General features: G+C 74.5%; 15 protein-coding genes. 4 read left to right on the plus strand and 11 right to left on the minus strand.

The window, feature by feature from the left end; translation table 11 throughout:
- Positions 1-18: 18 nt before the first annotated feature.
- Entirely contained in the window at positions 19-1,341 is a 1,323-nt protein-coding gene (locus J3P41_RS04150; RefSeq protein WP_246861446.1) for a cytochrome P450, read from the minus strand.
- Between the two features lie 51 nt (positions 1,342-1,392).
- On the opposite strand from J3P41_RS04150, the gene J3P41_RS04155 reads away from it, so the two are divergent.
- Genes J3P41_RS04155 through J3P41_RS04165 form a run of 3 tightly spaced genes read left to right on the plus strand, consistent with a single transcriptional unit; the run spans position 1,393 to position 3,384 of the window.
- Complete coding sequence (locus tag J3P41_RS04155; RefSeq protein WP_210648948.1) at positions 1,393-1,725, plus strand: DUF3054 domain-containing protein; 333 nt, start codon at positions 1,393-1,395, stop codon at positions 1,723-1,725.
- Positions 1,712-2,917 carry an MFS transporter gene (locus tag J3P41_RS04160; protein WP_210648949.1) on the plus strand — a complete coding sequence of 402 codons (1,206 nt, stop codon included), beginning with the start codon at positions 1,712-1,714 and terminating at the stop codon, positions 2,915-2,917. The genes J3P41_RS04155 and J3P41_RS04160 overlap by 14 nt, the downstream gene beginning before the upstream one ends.
- 50 nt (positions 2,918-2,967) lie before the next feature.
- A complete protein-coding gene (locus tag J3P41_RS04165) occupies positions 2,968-3,384 on the plus strand; it encodes a VOC family protein (protein ID WP_210648950.1) in 417 nt (138 codons plus the stop codon).
- A gap of 1 nt (position 3,385) precedes the next feature.
- Here the strand turns inward: J3P41_RS04165 and J3P41_RS04170 are convergent, their stop codons facing one another.
- Genes J3P41_RS04170 through J3P41_RS04210 form a run of 9 tightly spaced genes read right to left on the minus strand, consistent with a single transcriptional unit; the run spans position 3,386 to position 12,548 of the window.
- Complete coding sequence (locus tag J3P41_RS04170; RefSeq protein WP_307861817.1) at positions 3,386-4,210, minus strand: ABC transporter ATP-binding protein; 825 nt, start codon at positions 4,208-4,210, stop codon at positions 3,386-3,388.
- Positions 4,207-5,292: an iron chelate uptake ABC transporter family permease subunit gene (locus J3P41_RS04175; protein ID WP_210648951.1), complete on the minus strand. Its 1,086-nt coding sequence runs from the start codon at positions 5,290-5,292 to the stop codon at positions 4,207-4,209. Before J3P41_RS04175 ends, J3P41_RS04170 begins: the two co-directional genes overlap by 4 nt.
- A complete protein-coding gene (locus tag J3P41_RS04180) occupies positions 5,289-6,341 on the minus strand; it encodes an iron ABC transporter permease (protein WP_307861818.1) in 1,053 nt (350 codons plus the stop codon). Before J3P41_RS04180 ends, J3P41_RS04175 begins: the two co-directional genes overlap by 4 nt.
- Positions 6,338-7,381 carry an iron-siderophore ABC transporter substrate-binding protein gene (locus J3P41_RS04185; RefSeq protein ID WP_210648952.1) on the minus strand — a complete coding sequence of 348 codons (1,044 nt, stop codon included), beginning with the start codon at positions 7,379-7,381 and terminating at the stop codon, positions 6,338-6,340. The genes J3P41_RS04180 and J3P41_RS04185 overlap by 4 nt, the downstream gene beginning before the upstream one ends.
- Before the next feature lie 29 nt (positions 7,382-7,410).
- Positions 7,411-8,721 carry a lipopolysaccharide biosynthesis protein gene (locus J3P41_RS04190; protein ID WP_210648953.1) on the minus strand — a complete coding sequence of 437 codons (1,311 nt, stop codon included), beginning with the start codon at positions 8,719-8,721 and terminating at the stop codon, positions 7,411-7,413.
- A 5-nt stretch (positions 8,722-8,726) separates the two neighbouring features.
- Positions 8,727-9,371, minus strand: coding sequence for a histidine phosphatase family protein (locus J3P41_RS04195; RefSeq protein WP_210648954.1), 645 nt, complete (start codon positions 9,369-9,371; stop codon positions 8,727-8,729).
- Entirely contained in the window at positions 9,371-10,159 is a 789-nt protein-coding gene (locus J3P41_RS04200) for a decaprenylphospho-beta-D-erythro-pentofuranosid-2-ulose 2-reductase (RefSeq protein WP_307861819.1), read from the minus strand. Before J3P41_RS04200 ends, J3P41_RS04195 begins: the two co-directional genes overlap by 1 nt.
- Positions 10,156-11,541 carry an FAD-binding protein gene (locus J3P41_RS04205; RefSeq protein WP_210648955.1) on the minus strand — a complete coding sequence of 462 codons (1,386 nt, stop codon included), beginning with the start codon at positions 11,539-11,541 and terminating at the stop codon, positions 10,156-10,158. Before J3P41_RS04205 ends, J3P41_RS04200 begins: the two co-directional genes overlap by 4 nt.
- Positions 11,538-12,548: a decaprenyl-phosphate phosphoribosyltransferase gene (locus J3P41_RS04210; RefSeq protein ID WP_210648956.1), complete on the minus strand. Its 1,011-nt coding sequence runs from the start codon at positions 12,546-12,548 to the stop codon at positions 11,538-11,540. The genes J3P41_RS04205 and J3P41_RS04210 overlap by 4 nt, the downstream gene beginning before the upstream one ends.
- Before the next feature lie 122 nt (positions 12,549-12,670).
- On the opposite strand from J3P41_RS04210, the gene J3P41_RS04215 reads away from it, so the two are divergent.
- The gene (locus J3P41_RS04215) at positions 12,671-14,545 is read left to right on the plus strand and encodes an arabinofuranosyltransferase (protein WP_210648957.1); all 1,875 of its coding nucleotides are present in this window, start codon (positions 12,671-12,673) and stop codon (positions 14,543-14,545) included.
- 52 nt (positions 14,546-14,597) lie between these two features.
- Here the strand turns inward: J3P41_RS04215 and J3P41_RS04220 are convergent, their stop codons facing one another.
- Positions 14,598-19,016 (minus strand): choice-of-anchor M domain-containing protein, encoded by a 4,419-nt coding sequence (locus J3P41_RS04220; RefSeq protein ID WP_210648958.1) that lies wholly within the window; start codon positions 19,014-19,016, stop codon positions 14,598-14,600.
- Between the last annotated feature and the right edge of the window lie 11 nt (positions 19,017-19,027).

Below are 19,027 nucleotides of genomic sequence, written 5' to 3' on the forward strand. Positions count from 1 at the left end.
GACCGTACCGCGGACAGGTCAGGGACGCAGTGTCGCGGGAAGCCGCTCGAAGCCGCGCAGGATGCGGGTCTCGCGACGGCGCGCGCCCGGCTCGAGGCGCAGGTCGGGGAAGCGGTCCCAGATCGCGCGGAGGCCGACCTCGCCCTCCATGCGCGCCAGCTGGGCGCCCAAGCAGTGGTGCCGGCCGGCGGAGAAGGCGATGTGGTCGCGGGCGTTGAACCGGCCGACGTCGAAGCGGCGCGGATCGGCGAAGACGTCGGGGTCGCGGTTGGCGCCGCCGAGCATGGCGGTGACCATCGAGCCGCCGCGGACCGGCCGCCCGGCGACCTCGGTGTCGTGCGCGGCCATCCGGCCGGTGAGCAGCACCGGCGGGTCCAGCCGCAGCACCTCCTCGACCACGTTGGGCCACAGCGAGGGGTCCGCGACCACGCGGGCCCGCTGCTCGGGGTGGTCGTGGAGCAGCGCGATCCCGTTGCCGAGGAGGTTGACGGTGGTCTCGAAGCCGGCGGCGAGGACGAGTCCGGCCGTCGCCTTGAGCTCGGTCTCGTCGAGGCCGCGGCCCTCGTCGCGGACGGCGACGAGCTGGCTGAGCAGGTCGTCGCCCGGGGCGCGCCGGAGGTCGTCGAGGTGCCGGCCGAGCCACGCGTCGAACTGGTCAAGGGCGCGGGAGACCGAGCGGTAGCGCCGGAAGCCGAGTCCCAGGTCGAGGCTCGGCGCGGCCGCCGACCCGACGTGCAGCACCGTGCCGCGCTCGTCCTCCGGCACGCCGAGGATCTCCGCGATGACGGTGACCGGCAGCTGGGCGCAGTAGGCCTCGACGAGGTCCGCGGCCGACGTGGCCCGCGGCTCGAGGGCGTCGAGCAGCGCCGTGGCGATCTCCTCGGTCCGCTCGCGCAGCCGCTCGACCGCGCGCATGGTGAAGACGCGGGTGACGAGCCTGCGGTAGCGCGTGTGGTCGGGAGGCTCGGTCACCAGCAGCGACGGCGGCTCGACGGGGTGGAGCGTGTCGGGTGCCGCCCAGCGCGAGATCCGGCCCAGGGGGCCCTCGGCGGTCGGCAGGCCGGTGCGGAAGTCGTCGCCGGTGAGCACGTGGCGCACGGCGGCGTGGCTGGTGGCGACGTACCCGACCTGCGAGCGGTAGAGCGGCCCGTGCGAGCGGATCTCCTCGATGAGGTCGAAGACGTCGTCGGAGCCGCGCGCTCCCGCCCGGATCAGCCGCGCCTGGAGGTCGCCGCGGCTGGCGGCTCGGCGCAGGAACAGCGTGGGCAGGCCGTGAGCCACCCCCCAGTGGACCCCCGACCTCACCTTGCGGGCGACCGGCGAGGTGGCGAGCGAGCTCATGGCCTCGAGACTAGCCGCGGACGACGGGACCGGCGTCCCTAGGCTGAGCGCATGTGGCTCGTGGTGGACCTCCTGCTCATCGGCGTCTTCGCGGTGATCGGGCGGCTCAGCCACTACGGCACCCTGACCGTCGGCGGGTGGTGGGCCACGGCCTGGCCGTTCCTGGTCGGCGCCCTGCTCGCCTGGGCCGTGCTGACGGCGACCCGGCGTGCCCCGGCTGCGATCGGTTCCGGCGTCGCGGTCTGGCTCGGCGCCCTGGTCGGCGGGATGGTGCTGCGCCAGGCGAGCGGCCAAGGGACGGCGACGGCGTTCGTCGTCGTCGCCACCCTCGTCCTCGGCGCGCTGCTCGTGCTTCCTAGAGTCGGTGCACGTGTCAGACGATGAGGCCAGGTCCCGCAGCTCCGCAGTCCCCTTCGGCCTCCTGCTCGTCGCCGTCGTCGTCGTCTCGATCAACCTGAGGCCCGGCGCGTCCTCGCCCGGGCCGGTGCTGGAGGAGGTACGCGAGGGGCTGGGCATGAGCGCGGGCGTGGCCGGGGCGATGACGGGGCTGCCCGGACTCTGCTTCGGCCTGGTCGGCGCGCTGGCCGTCGGCTTCGCGCGCCGCATCGGGATGACGGCGGCGCTCGCGATCGGGCTCACCCTCGCGGCGATCGGCCTCCTGCTGCGGGTGACGACCGACAGCGTCCCGCTCTTCCTCCTCCTCACCGTCGCCGCGCTGGCCGGCATGGCCGTCGGCAACGTCCTCGTCCCCGCCTGGATCAAGACACACGGGCACGCGGTCGTGCTGATGACCGTCCACGGCACCGGGCTGGTGGTGGGCGGCAGCCTGGGGTCGCTGCTCACCGCTCCGGTGAGCGAGACCAGCCGCTCGTGGCGCGCCGGGCTCGGCATGTGGGGCCTGCTGGCGGCGATCGCCGTGCCGCTGTGGGCCTGGCTCGCGCTGCGCGAACGGCGCTCGCCGGTCGAGCACGACGTCAGCGGGGAGGCGGCACCCACCGGCCGGGTGCTGCACTCCCCCACGGCCGTCGCGCTGACCGTGATGTTCGGCGTGCAGTCGATGCACGCCTACGTCCAGTTCGGCTGGCTGCCCCAGATCTACCGCGACGCCGGCATCTCCGCCTCCTCCGCCGGCGCCCTGCAGGCACTGCTGTCCAGCGTGGGCATCGCCGGGGCCCTCGTGATGCCCACCGTGATCGCGCGCAGTCGCGGCCTGCACGCCTGGATGGTGTTCTTCGGCATCACGCTCGCCCTGGGCTACGCCGGACTGCTCCTCGCCCCGGCCACCCTCCCGTGGGTGTGGGCGCTGCTGCTCGGCCTGGCCGGCCTGGCCTTCCCGACGTCGATCGCGCTGATCACCGCGCGCACCCGTCATCCCTCGGTCACCGCACAGCTCTCCGGCTTCGTCCAGCCGGTCGGCTTCGGCCTGGCCGCAGTCGGCCCCTTCGTCGTCGGCCTGGTCCACGAGGCCACCGGCGACTGGTCGCTGGTGATCGTGCTGCTCGCGCTCACCGCGGTGCCGCTGACCCTCGCCGGGCTGCGTGTGGCGCGCCCGGCGTACGTCGACGACGAGATCTGAGCCGCGGCCGGCCGCGCCGAGCCGGCGCGCGGACGTGCTTGGATCGGTCCATGGCCTCGCGACTGACCGAGATCTCCCTCGACTGCCACGACCCCGACCGGCTGGCCGAGTTCTGGACCGCCGTGCTCGACTGGGTGGTGCTGGACCGCGAGCCCGGGCTGGTGGAGATCGGACCGGCGGGCCGCAACGACGGCGAGCTCCTCGACGCCGTGCGCTCCGGTCCCGTGGCGCCCACGATGTTCCTGGCGGCCGTCCCCGAGGACAAGGTCGTCAAGAACCGCCTCCACCTCGACGTCTCGCCCATCGACCGCTCCCGCGACGAGGAGGTCGAGCGGCTGCTGGCGCTCGGCGCCACCCGCGCGGAGGTCGGCCAGACGGGCGAGGAGTCGTGGATCGTGCTGGCCGACCCCGAGGGCAACGAGTTCTGCGTGCTCCGCAGCCTCGCGCCCGGGCACTTCTCGCTGTGACCTAGCCCGCGGTGGGCAGGAGTCCGTGTCGCCCGATCGGGATCATCAGCGGCCGGCCGGAGACGGGGTCCTCGATGATCCGGCTGGCCATGCCGAACACGTCCTCGACCAGGCCGGGCTCCAGCACGTCGCGCGGGTGGCCGGCGGCGTAGAGGCGACCCTCGTGGAGCGCGATCAGGTGGTCGGCGTAGCGCGCGGCGAGGTTGAGGTCGTGCAGCACCATCACGATCGTGGTGCCCTTGGCCCGGTTGAGGTCGGTGAGCAGGTCCAGCACCTCGACCTGGTGGCTGACGTCGAGGAACGTGGTCGGCTCGTCGAGGAGCAGGACCTCCGACTCCTGCGCGAGCGCCATGGCGATCCACACGCGCTGGCGCTGGCCGCCGGACAGCTCGTCGACGGCCCGGTCGATGAGCTCGGCGGTGTCGGTGGCCTCGAGGGCGGCGGCGACGGCGCGGTCGTCGGCCGCCGACCACCGCGCGAAGGCGCGCTGGTGAGGGTGCCGGCCCCGCCCGACGAGGTCGCCCACCGTGATGCCCTCCGGTGCGATCGGCGACTGCGGCAGCAGCCCCAGGCGGCGGGCGAGCTGCTTGGCGGGCATCGTGTGCACCGACGCGCCATCGAGCACCACGCGGCCGGTCCGTGGCGGGAGCAGGCGGGTCATCGACCTCAGCAGGGTCGACTTGCCGCACGCGTTGGGTCCGACGATGACCGTGACCTCGCCGGGGGCGATCACGAGGTCGAGGCCGTGGACGACCTCGCGGTCGCCGTAGCCGAGGGTGAGCTCCTGGATCTCCAGTCGCGGCGGGGACGAGGTGGACGGGCTCACAGGGTGCCTCCGACCCGGTTGATGCGGACGATGAGGTAGATCAGGTAGGGGGCGCCGAGGATGCCGGTGACGACCCCGACGGGCATGCGGGTGCCGAAGGCGTGCTGGCCGACGAAGTCGGCGACCAGCGTCAGCAGCGCGCCGACCAGCGCGGCCGGGACCAGCAGCGAGCCACGTGGGCCGATGATGCGGGCGGCGATGGGGCCGCACAGGAACGCGAGGAACGCGATGGGCCCGGACGCGGCGGTCGCGAAGCAGACCAGTCCGACCGCGGCGACGATCGTCAGCAGGCGCAGCCGCTCCACGCGCACGCCCAGGGCGGAGGCGGTGTCGTCGCCCAGCTGGGAGGTGTCCAGGCTCCGCGCCTGGAGGAGGACCGCGGTTCCCAGCACGACCAGCGCCGCGAGGACCAGCAGGTTGTCGCGCCACAGCGCGCCGTTGAGGCTGCCGGTCAGCCAGCGCATGGCCTCGGCCAGCTCGAAGTTGCGCGCCCGCTCGAGCTGCCACGAGATGACGCTCTGCATCATCAGCGACACCCCGATCCCGATGAGGATGAACCGCGTGCCGGCAGCGACCCCGCGACGGTAGGCCAGCAGGTAGATCGCCAGGGCGACGCCGATGCCGGCGGCGACGGCGAGCCACGAGACCAGCAGGCCGCTCAGCGTGAAGCTGACGATCGCCACGGCTGCCGCGGCGCTGGCGCCCTCGGTCACGCCGATGATGTCGGGGCTGGCGAGCGGGTTGCGCAGCAGCGTCTGGAAGGTGGCGCCGGCGAGGCCGAAGCTGAGGCCCACCAGCACCGCGAGCGTGGCCCGCGGCAGGCGCAGGCGGCCCACGACGAACTGCGCCCCGGGCGGCTCCTGGCCGAGGATCACCGCGAGCACGTCCGAGGGCGGGTACACCGTCGACCCGAGCATCAGGCTGCCGGCGTACGCCGCCACGACCAGGAGTGCGAGCACCGCGATCGCGGTCCGGCGCCGCCGCCGACGCGTACGCCGTCCGGTGCGCACGCTCGCCAGCACGTCGGGGTGCGGCTCGGCGAGTCCCCGGGGCGTCGCGGCGGTGCGAGAGGTGACGCTCACAGCTCACGCACCCGTCCGCGCCGGGCGACGGCGATGAAGACCGGTCCGCCGACCAGGGCGGTGATGATGCCGACGTCGACCTCCGAGGGCGGGGCGACCACGCGTCCCAGGACGTCGGCGACCACGAGCAGCGTCGCGCCGCCCACGGCGCTGAACGGGATCAGCCACCGGTGGTCGACGCCGACGAGGATCCGGAAGAAGTGCGGGACGACGAGTCCCACGAACGCGATCGGCCCGGTCACGGCGGTCGTGGCGCCCGCCAGGGTGACCGCTCCGAGCGCGGCGAGCAGGCGGGTCCGGGCGACCCGCTCCCCCAGACCGGCGGCCAGCTCGTCGCCGAGACCCAGCATGTTGAGCCCGCGGGCGCAGCCCACGCACAGCAGCGCCCCGGCGAGGAGGAAGGGTGCCATCTGCCACAGCTTGTCGTCGGTGGCGCCGCCGACGCCGCCGATCTGCCAGGACACGACGTTCTCGGAGATGTCGGGGCGGGGCAGCACGACGGCGGTGATGAACGAGGTGAGCGCCGCGGTCGTGGCGGCTCCGGCGAGCGTGAGCTTGAGCGGCGTGGTGCCGCCGCGTCCCAGGGAGCCGACGGTCCACACGAACACCGACGTCACCGCGGCACCGAGGATCGCGACCCAGATGTAGCCGGTCGGGGTCGAGAGGCCGAACCAGGCGATGCCGGTCGCCACGGCCAGCGACGCGCCGGCGTTGACGCCCAGGATCCCCGGGTCGGCGAGCGGGTTGCGGGTGATGCCCTGCAGGACGAGTCCGCAGACGGCGAGCGCCGCGCCGGCGACCACCGCGAGCGCCGTACGCGGCACCCGCTTGGCCACCGCGGCCTGGGCGAACCCGTCGGTGTCGCCGCTCAGGCCGGCCCACACGTCGGCCCAGCCGACGTCGCGCGAGCCCAGGACGATCGAGGTCGCGCAGGCCGCGAGGAGCACGACGACGCAGATGAGCAGCCACGCACCGCGTGCCCGCCGGGTCCGCTGCACGGCGGCAGCGGTCCCGACGGGCACGTCGGTGTCAGGGGCGGAGACGCTCACTCGGTGGTGTAGGCGGCCGCCTCGGCGAGCAGGCCGACGTACTCCTCGACGAGGTAGGGGATCGAGAGGGGCGTCGGGTTGGCGCCCGTGCCGATCGGCTTGCTGCCGTCGAGGTTGACGATGGCCTTGTTCTTCACCGCGGGCAGCTGCGAGAGCACCGGGTCGCCCTCGAGGGCGTCGATGAGCTCGTCACCGCCGTAGGTGATGATCACGTCGGCGTCGGCCAGCTCGTCGGCGCGCTCGGCGCTGATCGAGCCGGAGTAGTCGCCGCTGTCGCCGCTGGCCTCGACCACGCTCGGCGCGATCTCCATGCCGAGGTCGACGAGGTACTTCGAGCGGGTGTCGGCGGCGCTGTAGAAGTTGATCTCGCTCAGGTCGGCGGGATCCACGTGGGTGAGGAACATGCCGGTCGTGCCCTCGAGCTCCGGGTGCTCGGCGACCGCGTCGGCGATGGTCTGCTCGAGGTCGGCGATGAGCTGCTCGCCCTCCTCCTCCATGCCGAGCCCGCGGGCGTTCTGCAGGAGCGAGTCGCGCCACTCCGTCGCCCACGGGTCGTCGGGGAACGCGACGACCGGGGCGATCTCGCTGAGCGTGTTGTAGTCGTCCTCGGTCATGCCGGAGTAGCCGGCCAGGATGACGTCGGGCTCGGTGCCGGCGATGGCCTCGAAGTCGTAGCCGTCGGTCTCGTCGAACAGGACCGGCGTCTCGGCGCCGAGCTCCTCGAGCTTGTCCTCGGTCCACGGCTGGACGCCGTCGCCGTCGTCGTCGCCCCAGGTCATCTCGGACATCCCGACCGGCACGATGCCGAGCGCGAGCGGCACCTCCTGGTTGGCGAAGTCGATCGTGGCGACGCGCTCGGGCTTCTCCTCGATCACCGTCTCGCCGTAGGCGTGGGTGATGGTGACGGGCTCCCACTCGGCGGCGGCAGCGCCCTCGTCGGAGGCGGTGTCGTCGGTGGACGCCTCGTTGCCGCAGGCGGCGAGGCTGAGGGAGAGCAGGACCACGGCGGCGGGGGCCGCCAGCTTCTTCAACGGAGTCACGGGAACCTCACAGGAGACGGTAGGTGAGGCTAACCTAACCCACTCCTCCGGTCCGGTGCCACGGGGGTCGCGTGCCCCCGCCCCCGCCAGGCTCCGACGGACGCTGCGACTCCGAGGCAGGCCAGCAGGGTGGTGTCGACCAGGAGCACGACGGCGAGCATGCCCGCGACGCTGCCCACGGTCGTGGCGAGCAGGACCATCGCGACCAGCGCCGCCCACACCAGGTGGACCGACCGCGCGCCCGGGCGTGCCAGCGCCGAGTAGACGAGCACCTGGACGACACCGGTCGCGGTGCCGAGGAGGGCGAACAGCCACAGCACGTCGCGGATCCCGGCGTACGCCGCTCCGCCGGCGAAGACCAGCGCCAGTCCCGGCAGCGCAGCGGTCGCGGCGGTGCACAGCACCCCCAGGCCGGTCACGGCCAGGACGCTCCGGACGAGTGCCCGGCCGCCGCCCCCCTCGGCGGACATCGACGGGAACGCGACGACCACGACGAACTGGGGCAGGAAGAGCACGGCCCGGGTGACCAGCAGGCCGGCGGCGTACCGGCCGGAGTCCCCCGGGTCCAGGACGACTCGCGCGACGAGCATGTCGGCGTTGGTCAGGGCGAAGAAGGCGAGCAGGGCCTGCGAGCTGCGAGCGGTCTCCGCGACGAGGGAACGGCTGCGACGATCGCGCCGAGCGCCTCGCGGCCGCACGCGCCGCAGGGCGTGCAGCCCGTAGAGGCAGGGCGCGACGAACCCCACGCCGACGCCGAGGAACGCCATCAGCTCCGTCGGTCGCCACAGCACCAGGGCCAGGCCGACCGCGAGCCGGGGCACCCCCATCAGGAGGTACAGCACGGCGAGCTCGCGCCAGCGACGCTCTCCCTGCAGGATCCCGGCCTGCGCACCCGACACGGTCAGCGGAACCGCCGCGACCGCGGCCAGGAGCGCGGTGGCGAGGCTCTGGAGGTCGAGCAGGCGGGTGACCGCCGGCGCTGCGAGGAGGAGCACGCCGGAGAGGAGGACGCCGGCGCGGAGCGAGACGCGCAGGACCTCGCGCGCCACCTCCTCGGCGTGCGCCGGCTCGGCGCTGATGCGCCGGGCCGCCGTGGCCTGCAGGCCCAGCTGCAGCACCCCGACGATGAGCATCAGGTTGACGACGGCGAAGAACCCGCCGTACGCCGTGGGGCCGAGCAGGCGGGCGGCCGACATGGTGAACCCGTACATCGCGAGGTTCATCACGGTGATCGCGACGGCGACCTGGGCGCCGCCGGCGACCCGCCCGGCGTCGCTCGCGGGGGCGGACGCGGGACCGGACGCGGGACCGGACGAGGTCGCGTCCGGCTCGGCGGGCACGCCGCTCACCCGCGTCGGCGCGAGCCGGCGCCCCGCACGGGCAGCAGGTCGGCGGCCGGCTCCGAGTAGGTCACCGCGCTCAGCCGGTCGCCGGCGAACTCCAGGGAGGTGATCGAGCACAGGGTGCACCGGCGACGCCGGGGGTCGTGCACCAGCGGGCGACCCTCCAGGCGAAGACGCGTGGCCCAGATGGGCAGCTGGTGGGAGACGAGGACGGCCTCGTGCCCGCGCGCCTCGGCGCGGGCGTCGTCCACGGCGTCCCTCATCCGCGCGACCACCTCCTCGTAGGGTTCGCCCCACGACGGACGGAGCGGGTTCCAGAGGTGTCGCCACGCCACCGGCGTGCGCAGGACGCGCTCGGCACCGGCCAGCCGCAGGCCCTCCAGGCGGCTGGCCGCCTCCACGATCCGAGGGTCGGTGCGCAGCTGCAGCCCGAACGTCCGGGCCACCGGCTCGGCGGTCTGGCGGGTGCGCTCGAGGGGCGAGGCGACGACGTGGGTCACGTCGCGACCGGCGAGGGCGTCGGCGGCGCGCTCGGCCATCTCGTGCCCGCGCTCGGACAGGGGGAAGCCGGCCAGCCGGCCGTAGAGGATGCCGTCGGGGTTGAGCACCTCGCCGTGGCGGACCAGATGGACGGTCGTGACGGACATCAGATCGGCAGTCGGCGGAACACCGGCCGCGGCAGGTGGCGCAGGACCACCATGACCCCGCGCATCGCGCCCGGCACCCACACCTGCTCGCGACGGGCGTCGACGGCGGCCAGCACGGCGTCGGCGACGCGGCCCGGGTCGGTGGCGAGGGGCGCGGGCTCGAGACCGGCCGTCATCTTCGAGCGGACGAACCCGGGGCGTACGACCAGGACGTGCCCACCGTGCTCGCGCAGGGCCTCGCCGAGGCCGGTGAAGAAGGCGTCGGCGCCGGCCTTGGTCGCGCCGTACACGAAGTTCGAGCGCCGAGGCCTCTCGGCGGCCACGCTGGAGAGCGCGACCACGATCCCGTGGCCCTGGCGCCGGACCTGCTCGCCGAGCAGGATCCCGGCGGCCAGCGGTCCCACGAAGTTCACCTCCGCCAGCTCCGTGCCGGCCGCCACGTCGGTCCAGGCGCGTTCGTTGTCGCCCAGCAGTCCGTACGCCACGACGGCCACGTCGATGTCGCCGTGGCCGGCCGCGGCACGCACCGCGTCCTGGTGGGACTCGACCGACCGCGCCTCCAGGTCGACCGCGTGGACCTCGCAGCCGAGGTCGCCGAGCCGGCCCACCGCCGCGTCGCGCCGCTCCCCGGGACGGGCGGCCAGCACGACGCGCAGCCCGGGAGTGCGCGCGGCGTACCGCTCGGCGACCGCGAGCGCGATGTCGGAGGTCCCGCCGAGCAGGAACAGCGATCGGGGTCGGCCGGTGGCGTCGAGCACAGTCAGCTCCTGCGGGTCGGGCGGGCTCACAGCAGCACCCGCCGGGCGAGGTCGGACACGAACAGGCCCTCAGGATCCAGCACCCGGCGCGCTGCGCGGAACTCGGCCAGCCGGGGATACATCGCCTCGACGGCGTCGGGGCCGAGCCGGGCGTCCTTGGCCAGGTACACGCGTCCCCCGGCGCCGAGCACCACGTCGTCCAGGCGGTGGAAGAGCCGGTCGAGGCCCGGTCCGACGGGCAGGTCGACGGCCAGCGTCCAGCCGGGAGCGGGGAAGGACAGCAGGCCTGGGCTGCTCTCCCCCATCCGCTTGAGGACGTTGAGGCAGGAGGGGTGTCCCGAGTCGGCGATCAGGGCGACCGCTCGCCGGAACGCCTCGGTCTCGCTCGGCGGCACCACGAACTGGTACTGGCAGAACCCTCGCGGCCCGTAGACGCGGTTCCAGTCGCGCACGCCGTCGAGCGGTTGGAAGAACGCGCCCAGTGGCTGCACGTCGGTGGTCGGGCGCGCCGGCGCCTTGCGGAACCACAGCTCGTTGAACGCCCGGCCGGTGGCGCGGTTGAGCAAGCCGTAGGGCATCGGAGGCACCCCCGGGCCCGGCCCGCCGCCGCCGAAGGCGGTGGGGCGCTTCGCGAGCCTCGCCGGCAGGTCGTCGAGCCGGGCCAGCCGGCCGCGGGTCAGCACGGCGCGACCCATCCGCGGGCCGCGGGCCAGCGCGTCGAACCAGGCCACCGAGTAGGGGTCCGGGTCGTCCTCGGCGAGCAGCTCGAGCAGGTGGTCGAGGTCGCGGGCCCGCTCGGTGCGCACGACGGCGTACGCCGTCTGAGCCGGGACGCACGACAAGGTGGCCCGCACGACGACGCCCGTCAGCCCCATGCCGCCCACCGTCGCCCAGAACGCCTCGGCGCCGGGACCGTCGGGGGTCAGGGTGCGCAGCGCACCGTCGGCGGTGACGAGGTCCAGCGCGAGCACGTGGTCGCCGAACGACCCGGAGACGTGATGGTTCTTGCCGTGCACGTCGGCCGCGATGGCGCCGCCCACGGTGACCTGGCGGGTGCCCGGCACCACCGGGAGCCACAGGCCGAGCGGCAGCAGCGTCCGGGTGAGGGTGTCGATGCTCACCCCCGCCTCCACCCGCACGACGCCCCGGTCGACGTCGATGGACAGGATCCGGTCGCAGCCGGTCATGTCGAGCACCAGGCCGCCGGCGTTCTGCGCGGCGTCGCCGTAGCTGCGTCCGAGCCCGCGGGCCAGGACTCCGCGCGCCGGCGGGTCGCCACCAGTGCGCAGCGAGGCGATCAGCGCGGCCACCCCGTCCGGCCCGGGCGGCACGGCGACGTCGGCCGCCGACGGGGCCGTACGTCCCCAGCCCGTCAGGGTGCGCCGCTGGGGGTCGACGCCAAGGACGCTCACGCCGACGCCAGCGCCGCGACGACCGCTGCCAGCCACAGCAGCCCGAGCAGCTGCAGGGTGCGGTCGCCGAACACGACGGCCTCGGGGCAGCCGGCATCCGCCGACCGCACGTGGGAGGCGTAGCGACCGATGCCGCCCGCGAACGCCGGCACCGACACCAGCGCGCAGGCCGCCGCGAGGCTCCCCACGGGCGCGAGCCCCGCTGCCGCGACGGCGTACCCGCCGACGGCAAGGACGGCGGACGACGCCCAGGTCGCCCGCAGCCACGGCAGCGAGTAGCCGCGCAGGACGGGGCGGGTGGAGCCGGTCGCTCCGAGGGTGGCCAGCTCGGAGTACCGCTTGCCGGCCACCATGAACAGCGAGGCGAAGCCGATGACGGTGAGGAACGGCACGGACAGCTCCACGCCGGCGGCCACCCCGCCGGCGACGACCCGCAGGACGAAGCCGCTCGCCACGACGAGCAGGTCGACGCCCGCCCGGTGCTTGAGCCCCGAGCTGTAGGCGACCTGCACGGCCAGGTAGGCGGTCAGCACGCCCGCCAGTCCCACCGACCAGAGCAGCGCGCCGCCGAGGGCGGCGACGACGAGGACCACCGCGGCGCCTGTCGCCGCGGCGGGCGAGACGGCGCCGCTGGCGACCGGTCGCAGCCGCTTGGCCGGGTGGCGCCGGTCGGCCTCGACGTCGCGCAGGTCGTTGCCGAGGTAGACCGCGGCCGAGGCGGCGCAGAACGTCACGAACGCGACCGCGGCACCGACCAGGACGGTGGGGTCCGCCAGGCCGGTGCCCGCCAGGGCCGGTGCGGTGAGGACGAGGACGTTCTTGCTCATCTGGCGGGGCCGGCACCCATGCGCCAGCGCGACGGCGCGTCGGCGGCGTCGGGGCGACGGAGTCCGCTCAGGCGGGGGCTCGGCAGCAGCGTCGCTCCGCCGGGGGGCCGGGATCCGCGGCGCGGCGGACGCCGCTGCCGGCGCCACCGGGGTCTCCGGGCGCGGCTCAGTGGTGGTCATGCGTCCTCCCGAGTGTGGCCGAGCACTGCCGTACCCCGGTGAGTGGTGACCTATCCTGACCGTCGAGCACGGTGCGCGGCGCGAACGGGAAGCGGGACCGGGGAGTGCCAGGAGACAGCCAGATGCGACGGGCAGCGCTCATGGTGCTGGCGAGCGTGGTCGCTGCCTCGTGCGCCGCGGCCGGCGTCGCCGTCCTCGACGTCCGGGTGGCGCAGTCGGGCTGGCGGCTCGCGGTCGTGCTGGGCGCGACCCTGTCCGCGGCTCTGGTCGCCGCCGCCCTGACCCTGCTGGGGCGCCGCTCCCCCCGGCTCGCCGCGGAGGCCGGGGTCGTCCTCGGTGCGGCGTTGCTGGCGGGGCTCTCGATGGCGGCACTCGACGGCACCCGCTGGGGCTGGTACGGGCTGTTCGCCGACTCGGCGTTCCGCACGCAGATGGCCACCCGCTACGCCGAGGGTGTCGCGCTGGTCGACTACGGCTACCGCGGCCTGCCGGCGTACTACCCGCCGGCCGTCGGCTGGATCCAGGGTCGGGTCGCGGACCTCACCGGGATGCCCGGCTGGGCAGCGGTGCGTCCGGTGCAGATCGCCGTCGGAGCAGCCGTCCCGGTGCTCGCGTACGGGCTGTGGCTCCGCGTGGTCGGCGCCCCGCGGGCGGCGGCCGTGGCGGTCCTGACCGCGCTGTGGTGCGCGCACCCGCAGAAGCCCGACGAGTGGGTGGTGCTGACGTGCCTGGTGCCGTGGTGGCTGCTCGCGGTCCGCGACGTCCGCACCCCCGGCAGCCCGCGGCCGCGAGCATGGGCGCTGGGGATCGTGCTCGGGCTGCTGGTCCTGGTGCACACCTACTACTTCCTGCCGCTGGGGATCGCGACGCTGCTGGCGCTCGGCTCCGACGTCCTGGCCCGGCGCCGCGGCAGGTCGCCGCGCCTGCCGCTGCCACGGGCGCTGGGCATCGGCGCGGTCGCGCTGCTCGTGTCGTCGCCGTACTGGGCGGGGGCGGTGCTCGCCCGCCTGCGGCTACCGAGCGACAGCCTGCAGCTGCGCTACGCCAAGCCCGGCGGCAACGAGCCCGTGGTGGTGCCCGATCCGTGGGAGCCCGTCGGCCTGGCTGTCCTGTGCGGGCTGGCCTGGCTGGCCTGGGCCGCCTGGCGCCGGTGGCGCGGTGGACGCGACGACCTGCTCGCCGGCGGGCTGGCGCTCGCCCTCGCCGGCGCGTTGGCGACGCTGGGCGTCGGCGCCCTCCTCGAGCGGGCGGACGTCGGCGTGCTGGCCTTCAAGACCAACGACCTGCTCGAGATGCTCCTCGTCACCTGCGGTGTCCTCGGCGGCGCCCACCTCCTCGGCCACCTGCTCGGACGTGTGCGTCCAGGTGTCCCGCGTCGCCTCGCGTCGGCCGCGGCCGCCGTGGCGGCCGCGGTGGCGACCGGGACCGCGACCCACCACGTCGCGGTGGACTGGGCCACCGGCAGCCCCGCGCTGGTCGCGAACACGACCCGCTATCCCGACGGCCTGCGACCGGCGGGGGCCGGGGACCTCGAGCAGCAGGTCCCGGTGCTCTTCGTCCGCGCCGACGATCCACCGGCGGCCGACGTGCTCGCCGGGTGGGACCGGCTGCGCCCCGCGCTCCCCCGCTCGCGGACGGTCCTGGTCACCTCCCGCGTCGACCTGCTCGCTACGACCCCGGTCCACGGGTTCCTCGCGTTCAAGAGCATCTACTCGCACCCCAACGGCCGGTTCGAGGACCGGGTCGAGCTGCTGCGGGAGGTCGCCGCGTGCCCGAACCCCGCCTGCGCGGCCGGGCTCCTGCGCGACAACCCCTACGACCGGGTCGACGGGCTGGTGCTCGAGCGGGCGGGCGACCAGCTGACCCTGCGCTTCATGGTCGACGACTTCCCCGACCGCACGCGCCGCGAGCAGGTCGTCTTCCCCGCCGACCTCTTCGCGGCACCGTGGTTCGAGCGCGCCGACGTCGGTCGCTGGACCGTCCTCGCCGTCCGCTGACAGGGTCGGGGCGCCTGGCGGCGACCCCGACCCTGTCTGCTCGGCGGTGCGGTCAGCGGGTGACGCGCAGGGTGGTGCGTTCCCGGTGGCGGGCGACCGAGCCGTCGCCGAGGTAGACGACGACGACCTTCGTCCGGCCCGGGGCGGTCGAGCGCGGGATCGGCATCGTGACCCGGGCCCTGCCGTCGGCGAGTCGCACCGTCCGGTTCGTGCCGGCCACCTTGATCCGGACCTTCCCGGTCGGCTGAGCGCCCGGCGCGCGGACGACGACGTTGATCCGGACCGTGGTGCCGCGCCGCACGGCGGCGGGGGACGTCACCTTGATCCGCGGCTCGGCCTTGGCGACCGGACCGGGCACCGGGGCGACCGGAGCCGGCGGCGGGGTCGGCGTGGGGACCGGCGCCGGGTCCGGGGTCGGCGTCGGGTCAGGCGTCGGACTCGGGTCCGGGGTGGGCGTCGGGTCCGGCGTGGGCGTCGGGTCCGGGGTCGGGTCCTCCGCGACCGCGAGGGTCACGGCCGGCGAGGGACCGTAGGCCAGCTCTCCGGTCGGCTTGAGGATCGAGACGCGGTACTGCGCGCCGTCGTCGGCCATGGCTGCCTCGAACGACAGGCTGGACGTCGACTCGCCCTCGATGGTCGTCCACTCGCCACCGGCGGCCTTCCTCTCCCACCGGTGGTCGGTCAGGACCGTCGCACCGTTCTCCGGGAGCTCCAGGCTCAGGGTGACGGTCCCGCCCTCGTCCACCGAGGTGTCGCCGGCCACCGTGGGCTGCTGGCGGGCCGGGGATCCGTGGTCGTCGTGGTGGATGGTCACCGGCGCGGCGCTGAGCGTGTCACCGGTGTCGCCGTCGCGCAGGGTGGCCCGCACCTGGACCCCGTCGAGCGCCTGCTCGGCGACGAGCCGGTGCGACATCCCGGACGCTCCCGGGAAGGGCACCCAGCCGCCGCCCGGCCACTTCCACTCCCACGCGAGGGTGTCGTTCGCGTCGGGCTCCGGGTCCGCCACCAGGTCCAGGTCGATGTCGTAGCCCTGGTGGTAGTGCCCGCCCAGGTCGGAGAAGAACAGCAGCTGCGTGCCGGGGTCGGCGTCCGAGACCTTGACGGTGGTGCTCCAGTGACCGGCGAAGATCTCGTCGCCGTAGAGCGGGTCGTCCACGAGGGCGTCGGCCACGGCGGCGAAGTGCAGCTGCTGGTCGTGCCACTGCATCGTCATCGGCAGCTCGATGCTGAGCGCCTCGGGTCCGGTGCCCTCCTCGAGCACCACGTGGTTCCAGTCCTCGTCGACGGTGTACCACCGGTAGGTGAGCCCCTCGGCGGCCGGGTGCACCTCGGCGGTCGCCGTGAGGGTCTGGCCCGCCCGGTACACGCCGCGCGTGCCCTGCACGAGGACCTCACGCTCCGCGATCTCGCCCGTCATCGGCGCGGAGGTCGCCACCACGACGCCGTTCCGGACGGTCTGGACGGCGAACTCGGCGGGGCCGGTGGCGACGTACGGGCGCGCGACGATCGTGTCGCCGTCGCGCTTCGCGCCGGGCAGCTCGAACCACGGGCTGTCGCTGCGGTAGACCAGGCGCACGGACTCGCCCGCGGCCGGCTCGGGGCCGTCGAGCGGCAGGACGACGTCGTCTCCCAGGTGCTGCTTGCCGGCCGGGAAGGACGTGGCGACGGGCGGGACGGCGTTCGCGACGCTGAGCGGCACCCAGGCAGTGTCCTTGCCGGGGACGTACGCCGAGCCCTGCCGCAGCCGGGCGCGCACCTCGTAGCCGTCGTGCTGGGCGTCCAAGAGCTGGCGGAGCCGGCCCTGGGCGACCTCCGTGGCGTCGCCGTCGCCGGAGAACACGTAGCCGCTGCCGGTGGACCCGATCGGGCGGATCGTCCAGCGCCACGCCTGGCCCTGCTCGAGGTCGTGCCCGACCACCCGGGCCCGGAGCACGTCGCCCACGTCGTAGGACTGCTCGACCCCAGCGATCGCGAGGTCGGTAGCGGTCTCCTCGCGGACGCCGATCGTCACCGGCTCGGACGGGCCGTAGGCCACCTCACCGGTGGGCTTCAGGATCGAGACGCGGTAGGAGGCGCCGTCGTCGGCCAGGGTCGCCGGGAGCGCCAGCTCCGCGCCGTCCTGCCCGGGCAGGACGCTCCACTCGGCCGCGCCGGGCGCCCTGCGCTCCCAGCGGCGGTCGGTGAGCACGGTCGCCCCGTTGCTCGGCAGCGACAGCCCCAGTGCCAGGCTCTCCCCCGCGGTGTAGCTGGTGCGGCCGGCGACCGACGGCTTCTGCCGGGCGGCGGCGCCGTGGTCGTCGTTGTGGATCGTCACCGGGGCGGCGACGACCGACTCCTTGCCCTCGGCGGCGAAGTCGAGCGTCGCGCGGACCTGGACGCCGTCCAGTGCCTGCTCCGCCGTGAGCGTGTGACTCAGCCCCTGCGGCCCGGGGAAGGCCGTCCAGGCGTCGGCGCCCGGCCACTTCCACTCCCACGAGACGGTGTCGCCGACCGCGAGCTCGGGGTCGGCCGTCAGCCGCAGGTCGACCCGGTCGCCCTGGTGGTAGTGCGCCGCCAGCGCGCCGAAGGCGAACAGCTGCTGGTCGGCCGGCGTGTCGGTCACCGTGATGTCGCCGACCGCGTAGCCGGCCGTGGCCCGGCCGCCGCCGGGGTAGTCGTAGGAGGCGTACAGCTGGACGTAGCGGTCACCCATCGCCGGCGTGTGCTCGAGCCTGACCTCGGCCGGGTCGGTGCCCACCGGCAGGTCCTTCTCGTACGAGACGGTCCCGTCGGCCTTCTGGACGACCCAGCGGTAGGACAGTCCCTCGCGCTGCGGGAACACCGTGCCGGACAGCTGCATGGTCTGGCCGAGACGGTAGGTGCCGCGCAGGCCCTGGATCTGGGTCTCACGACGCGCACTGGTCTGCGTGATGGGCGCGGACTGGGCGACGGCGACGCCGTCGCGCACGACCTGGACCGCCCAGAGGAGGGTGACCGCCGCCGTGGTGGGGGCGCTCACGGTGCTGCCGGTGATGGTCGTGTCGCTCGCCGGCGTCCAGAGCCCGCTGGTGGAGCCGCGGCGGACGATGCGGGCCGTCTCGCCGTCAGCGAGGGGCCGGCCGCCGATGTCCGCGGTCCAGAGGTCGCCGACGTACGTCAGCGCGGGCGAGGTCCGCGTCAGCGTCTGCGGCTCGACGTCCGAGGCGACCCGGATCGGCACCCACGGCGTCTGGGAGAGGACGGTCGAGGACCCCTGGCGCAGCGCGACGCTCAGCTCGTAGCCGTCGTCCGCGATCGACAGCGGCCGCGAGTGCTCGTTGCTCGTGGTGCTCTGCAGGTTCGTGCCCGTGACCGTGCTGCCCGTGGGACGCATCAGCCACCGTAGCGTCTGGCCCTCAGCCAGGTCCACGCCGACCGCGCGGGCACTCAGCGTGTCGCCCGGCGCGTAGGAGTCGCGGACGCCCGTGATCGCGAAGGGCTGCCCCGTCGCGTCCGTGACGTCGACGGTGACCGGGTCGGAGGTCGAGCCTGTGGCCAGGTTGGCCGTCGCGGGCACGAAGGCCGCGGTGAGGGTGTGCGAGCCCACGGCGAGGTCGGGCACGGTGAGCTCGGCCCGGCCGCTCGCGTCGATGGGGTCGTGCCCCAGGACCGTGCTGCCGTCGCGGAACTCGACGGCGCCGTCGAGGTCCTCGACCGCAGCCGGGCTGACCTCGGCGCTCAGGGTGACGGGGTCGCCCGCGGTCACCTGGGACGCCGACGCGGACAGCGTCGTGGAGGTCAGGACCTTCTCCGGGAGCTCGCCCACGACGAAGGTGTAGACCTGGGTGTCGGTGACCGGTGCGCCACCGACGGCCGCGTCGGCGCGGACCGTGAGCTCGTAGGTGCCGGGTCGGGTGAACGCCCAGTTGGCGTGCATGTGCACGCGCTTGCGGGTGAAGCTCTTGACGTCCTCGTCGCTCGACCAGATCCGCGATCCGACACCCCCGAAGGTGCCGGTGAGCCACAGCTCCACGTCACCGGGGCCGTCGACGTCGACGAGGGTGAACGTCGTGTCGTCGTCGTCCAGCGTGCCGGCGGGCACCGACTCGGTCGAGAAGCCCGGCCAGATCTGGCCCGGACCCTCGACCTGCGGCGCCAGCCACACCGTCGATCCTGCGGGTGCGATGAACTCGTATCCCGCGGGGAGGCGGTCCATGCGCGAGTCGTCGTCGACGTGGAACCACACCTCGTCGGCGTCGTAGCGGGTGCCCAGGGTGGGGATGTCGGCCTTGGTGTCAAGGACCAGCCGACCGTCCTCCCAGAACGTCGCGATGGCGTCGGTGTGGACGTCCGCGATCACCGTCCGTTCGAGCGGAGCCGGTGCAGGACCGGGAACGGCCGAGGCGGCCGCGGAGAGTCCCGCTGTCGTGCCGAGGGCCAGAGCGCCGGCCACCAGGCCGGACAGCAGGATTCGGGGTGGGCCGCTGATGCGGGCCGCGAGGGGCGTTGTCACGTAGAGACCTT

The organism is Nocardioides sp. SYSU D00065 (assembly GCF_017916425.1).
Taxonomy (GTDB): Bacteria; Actinomycetota; Actinomycetes; order Propionibacteriales; family Nocardioidaceae; genus Nocardioides.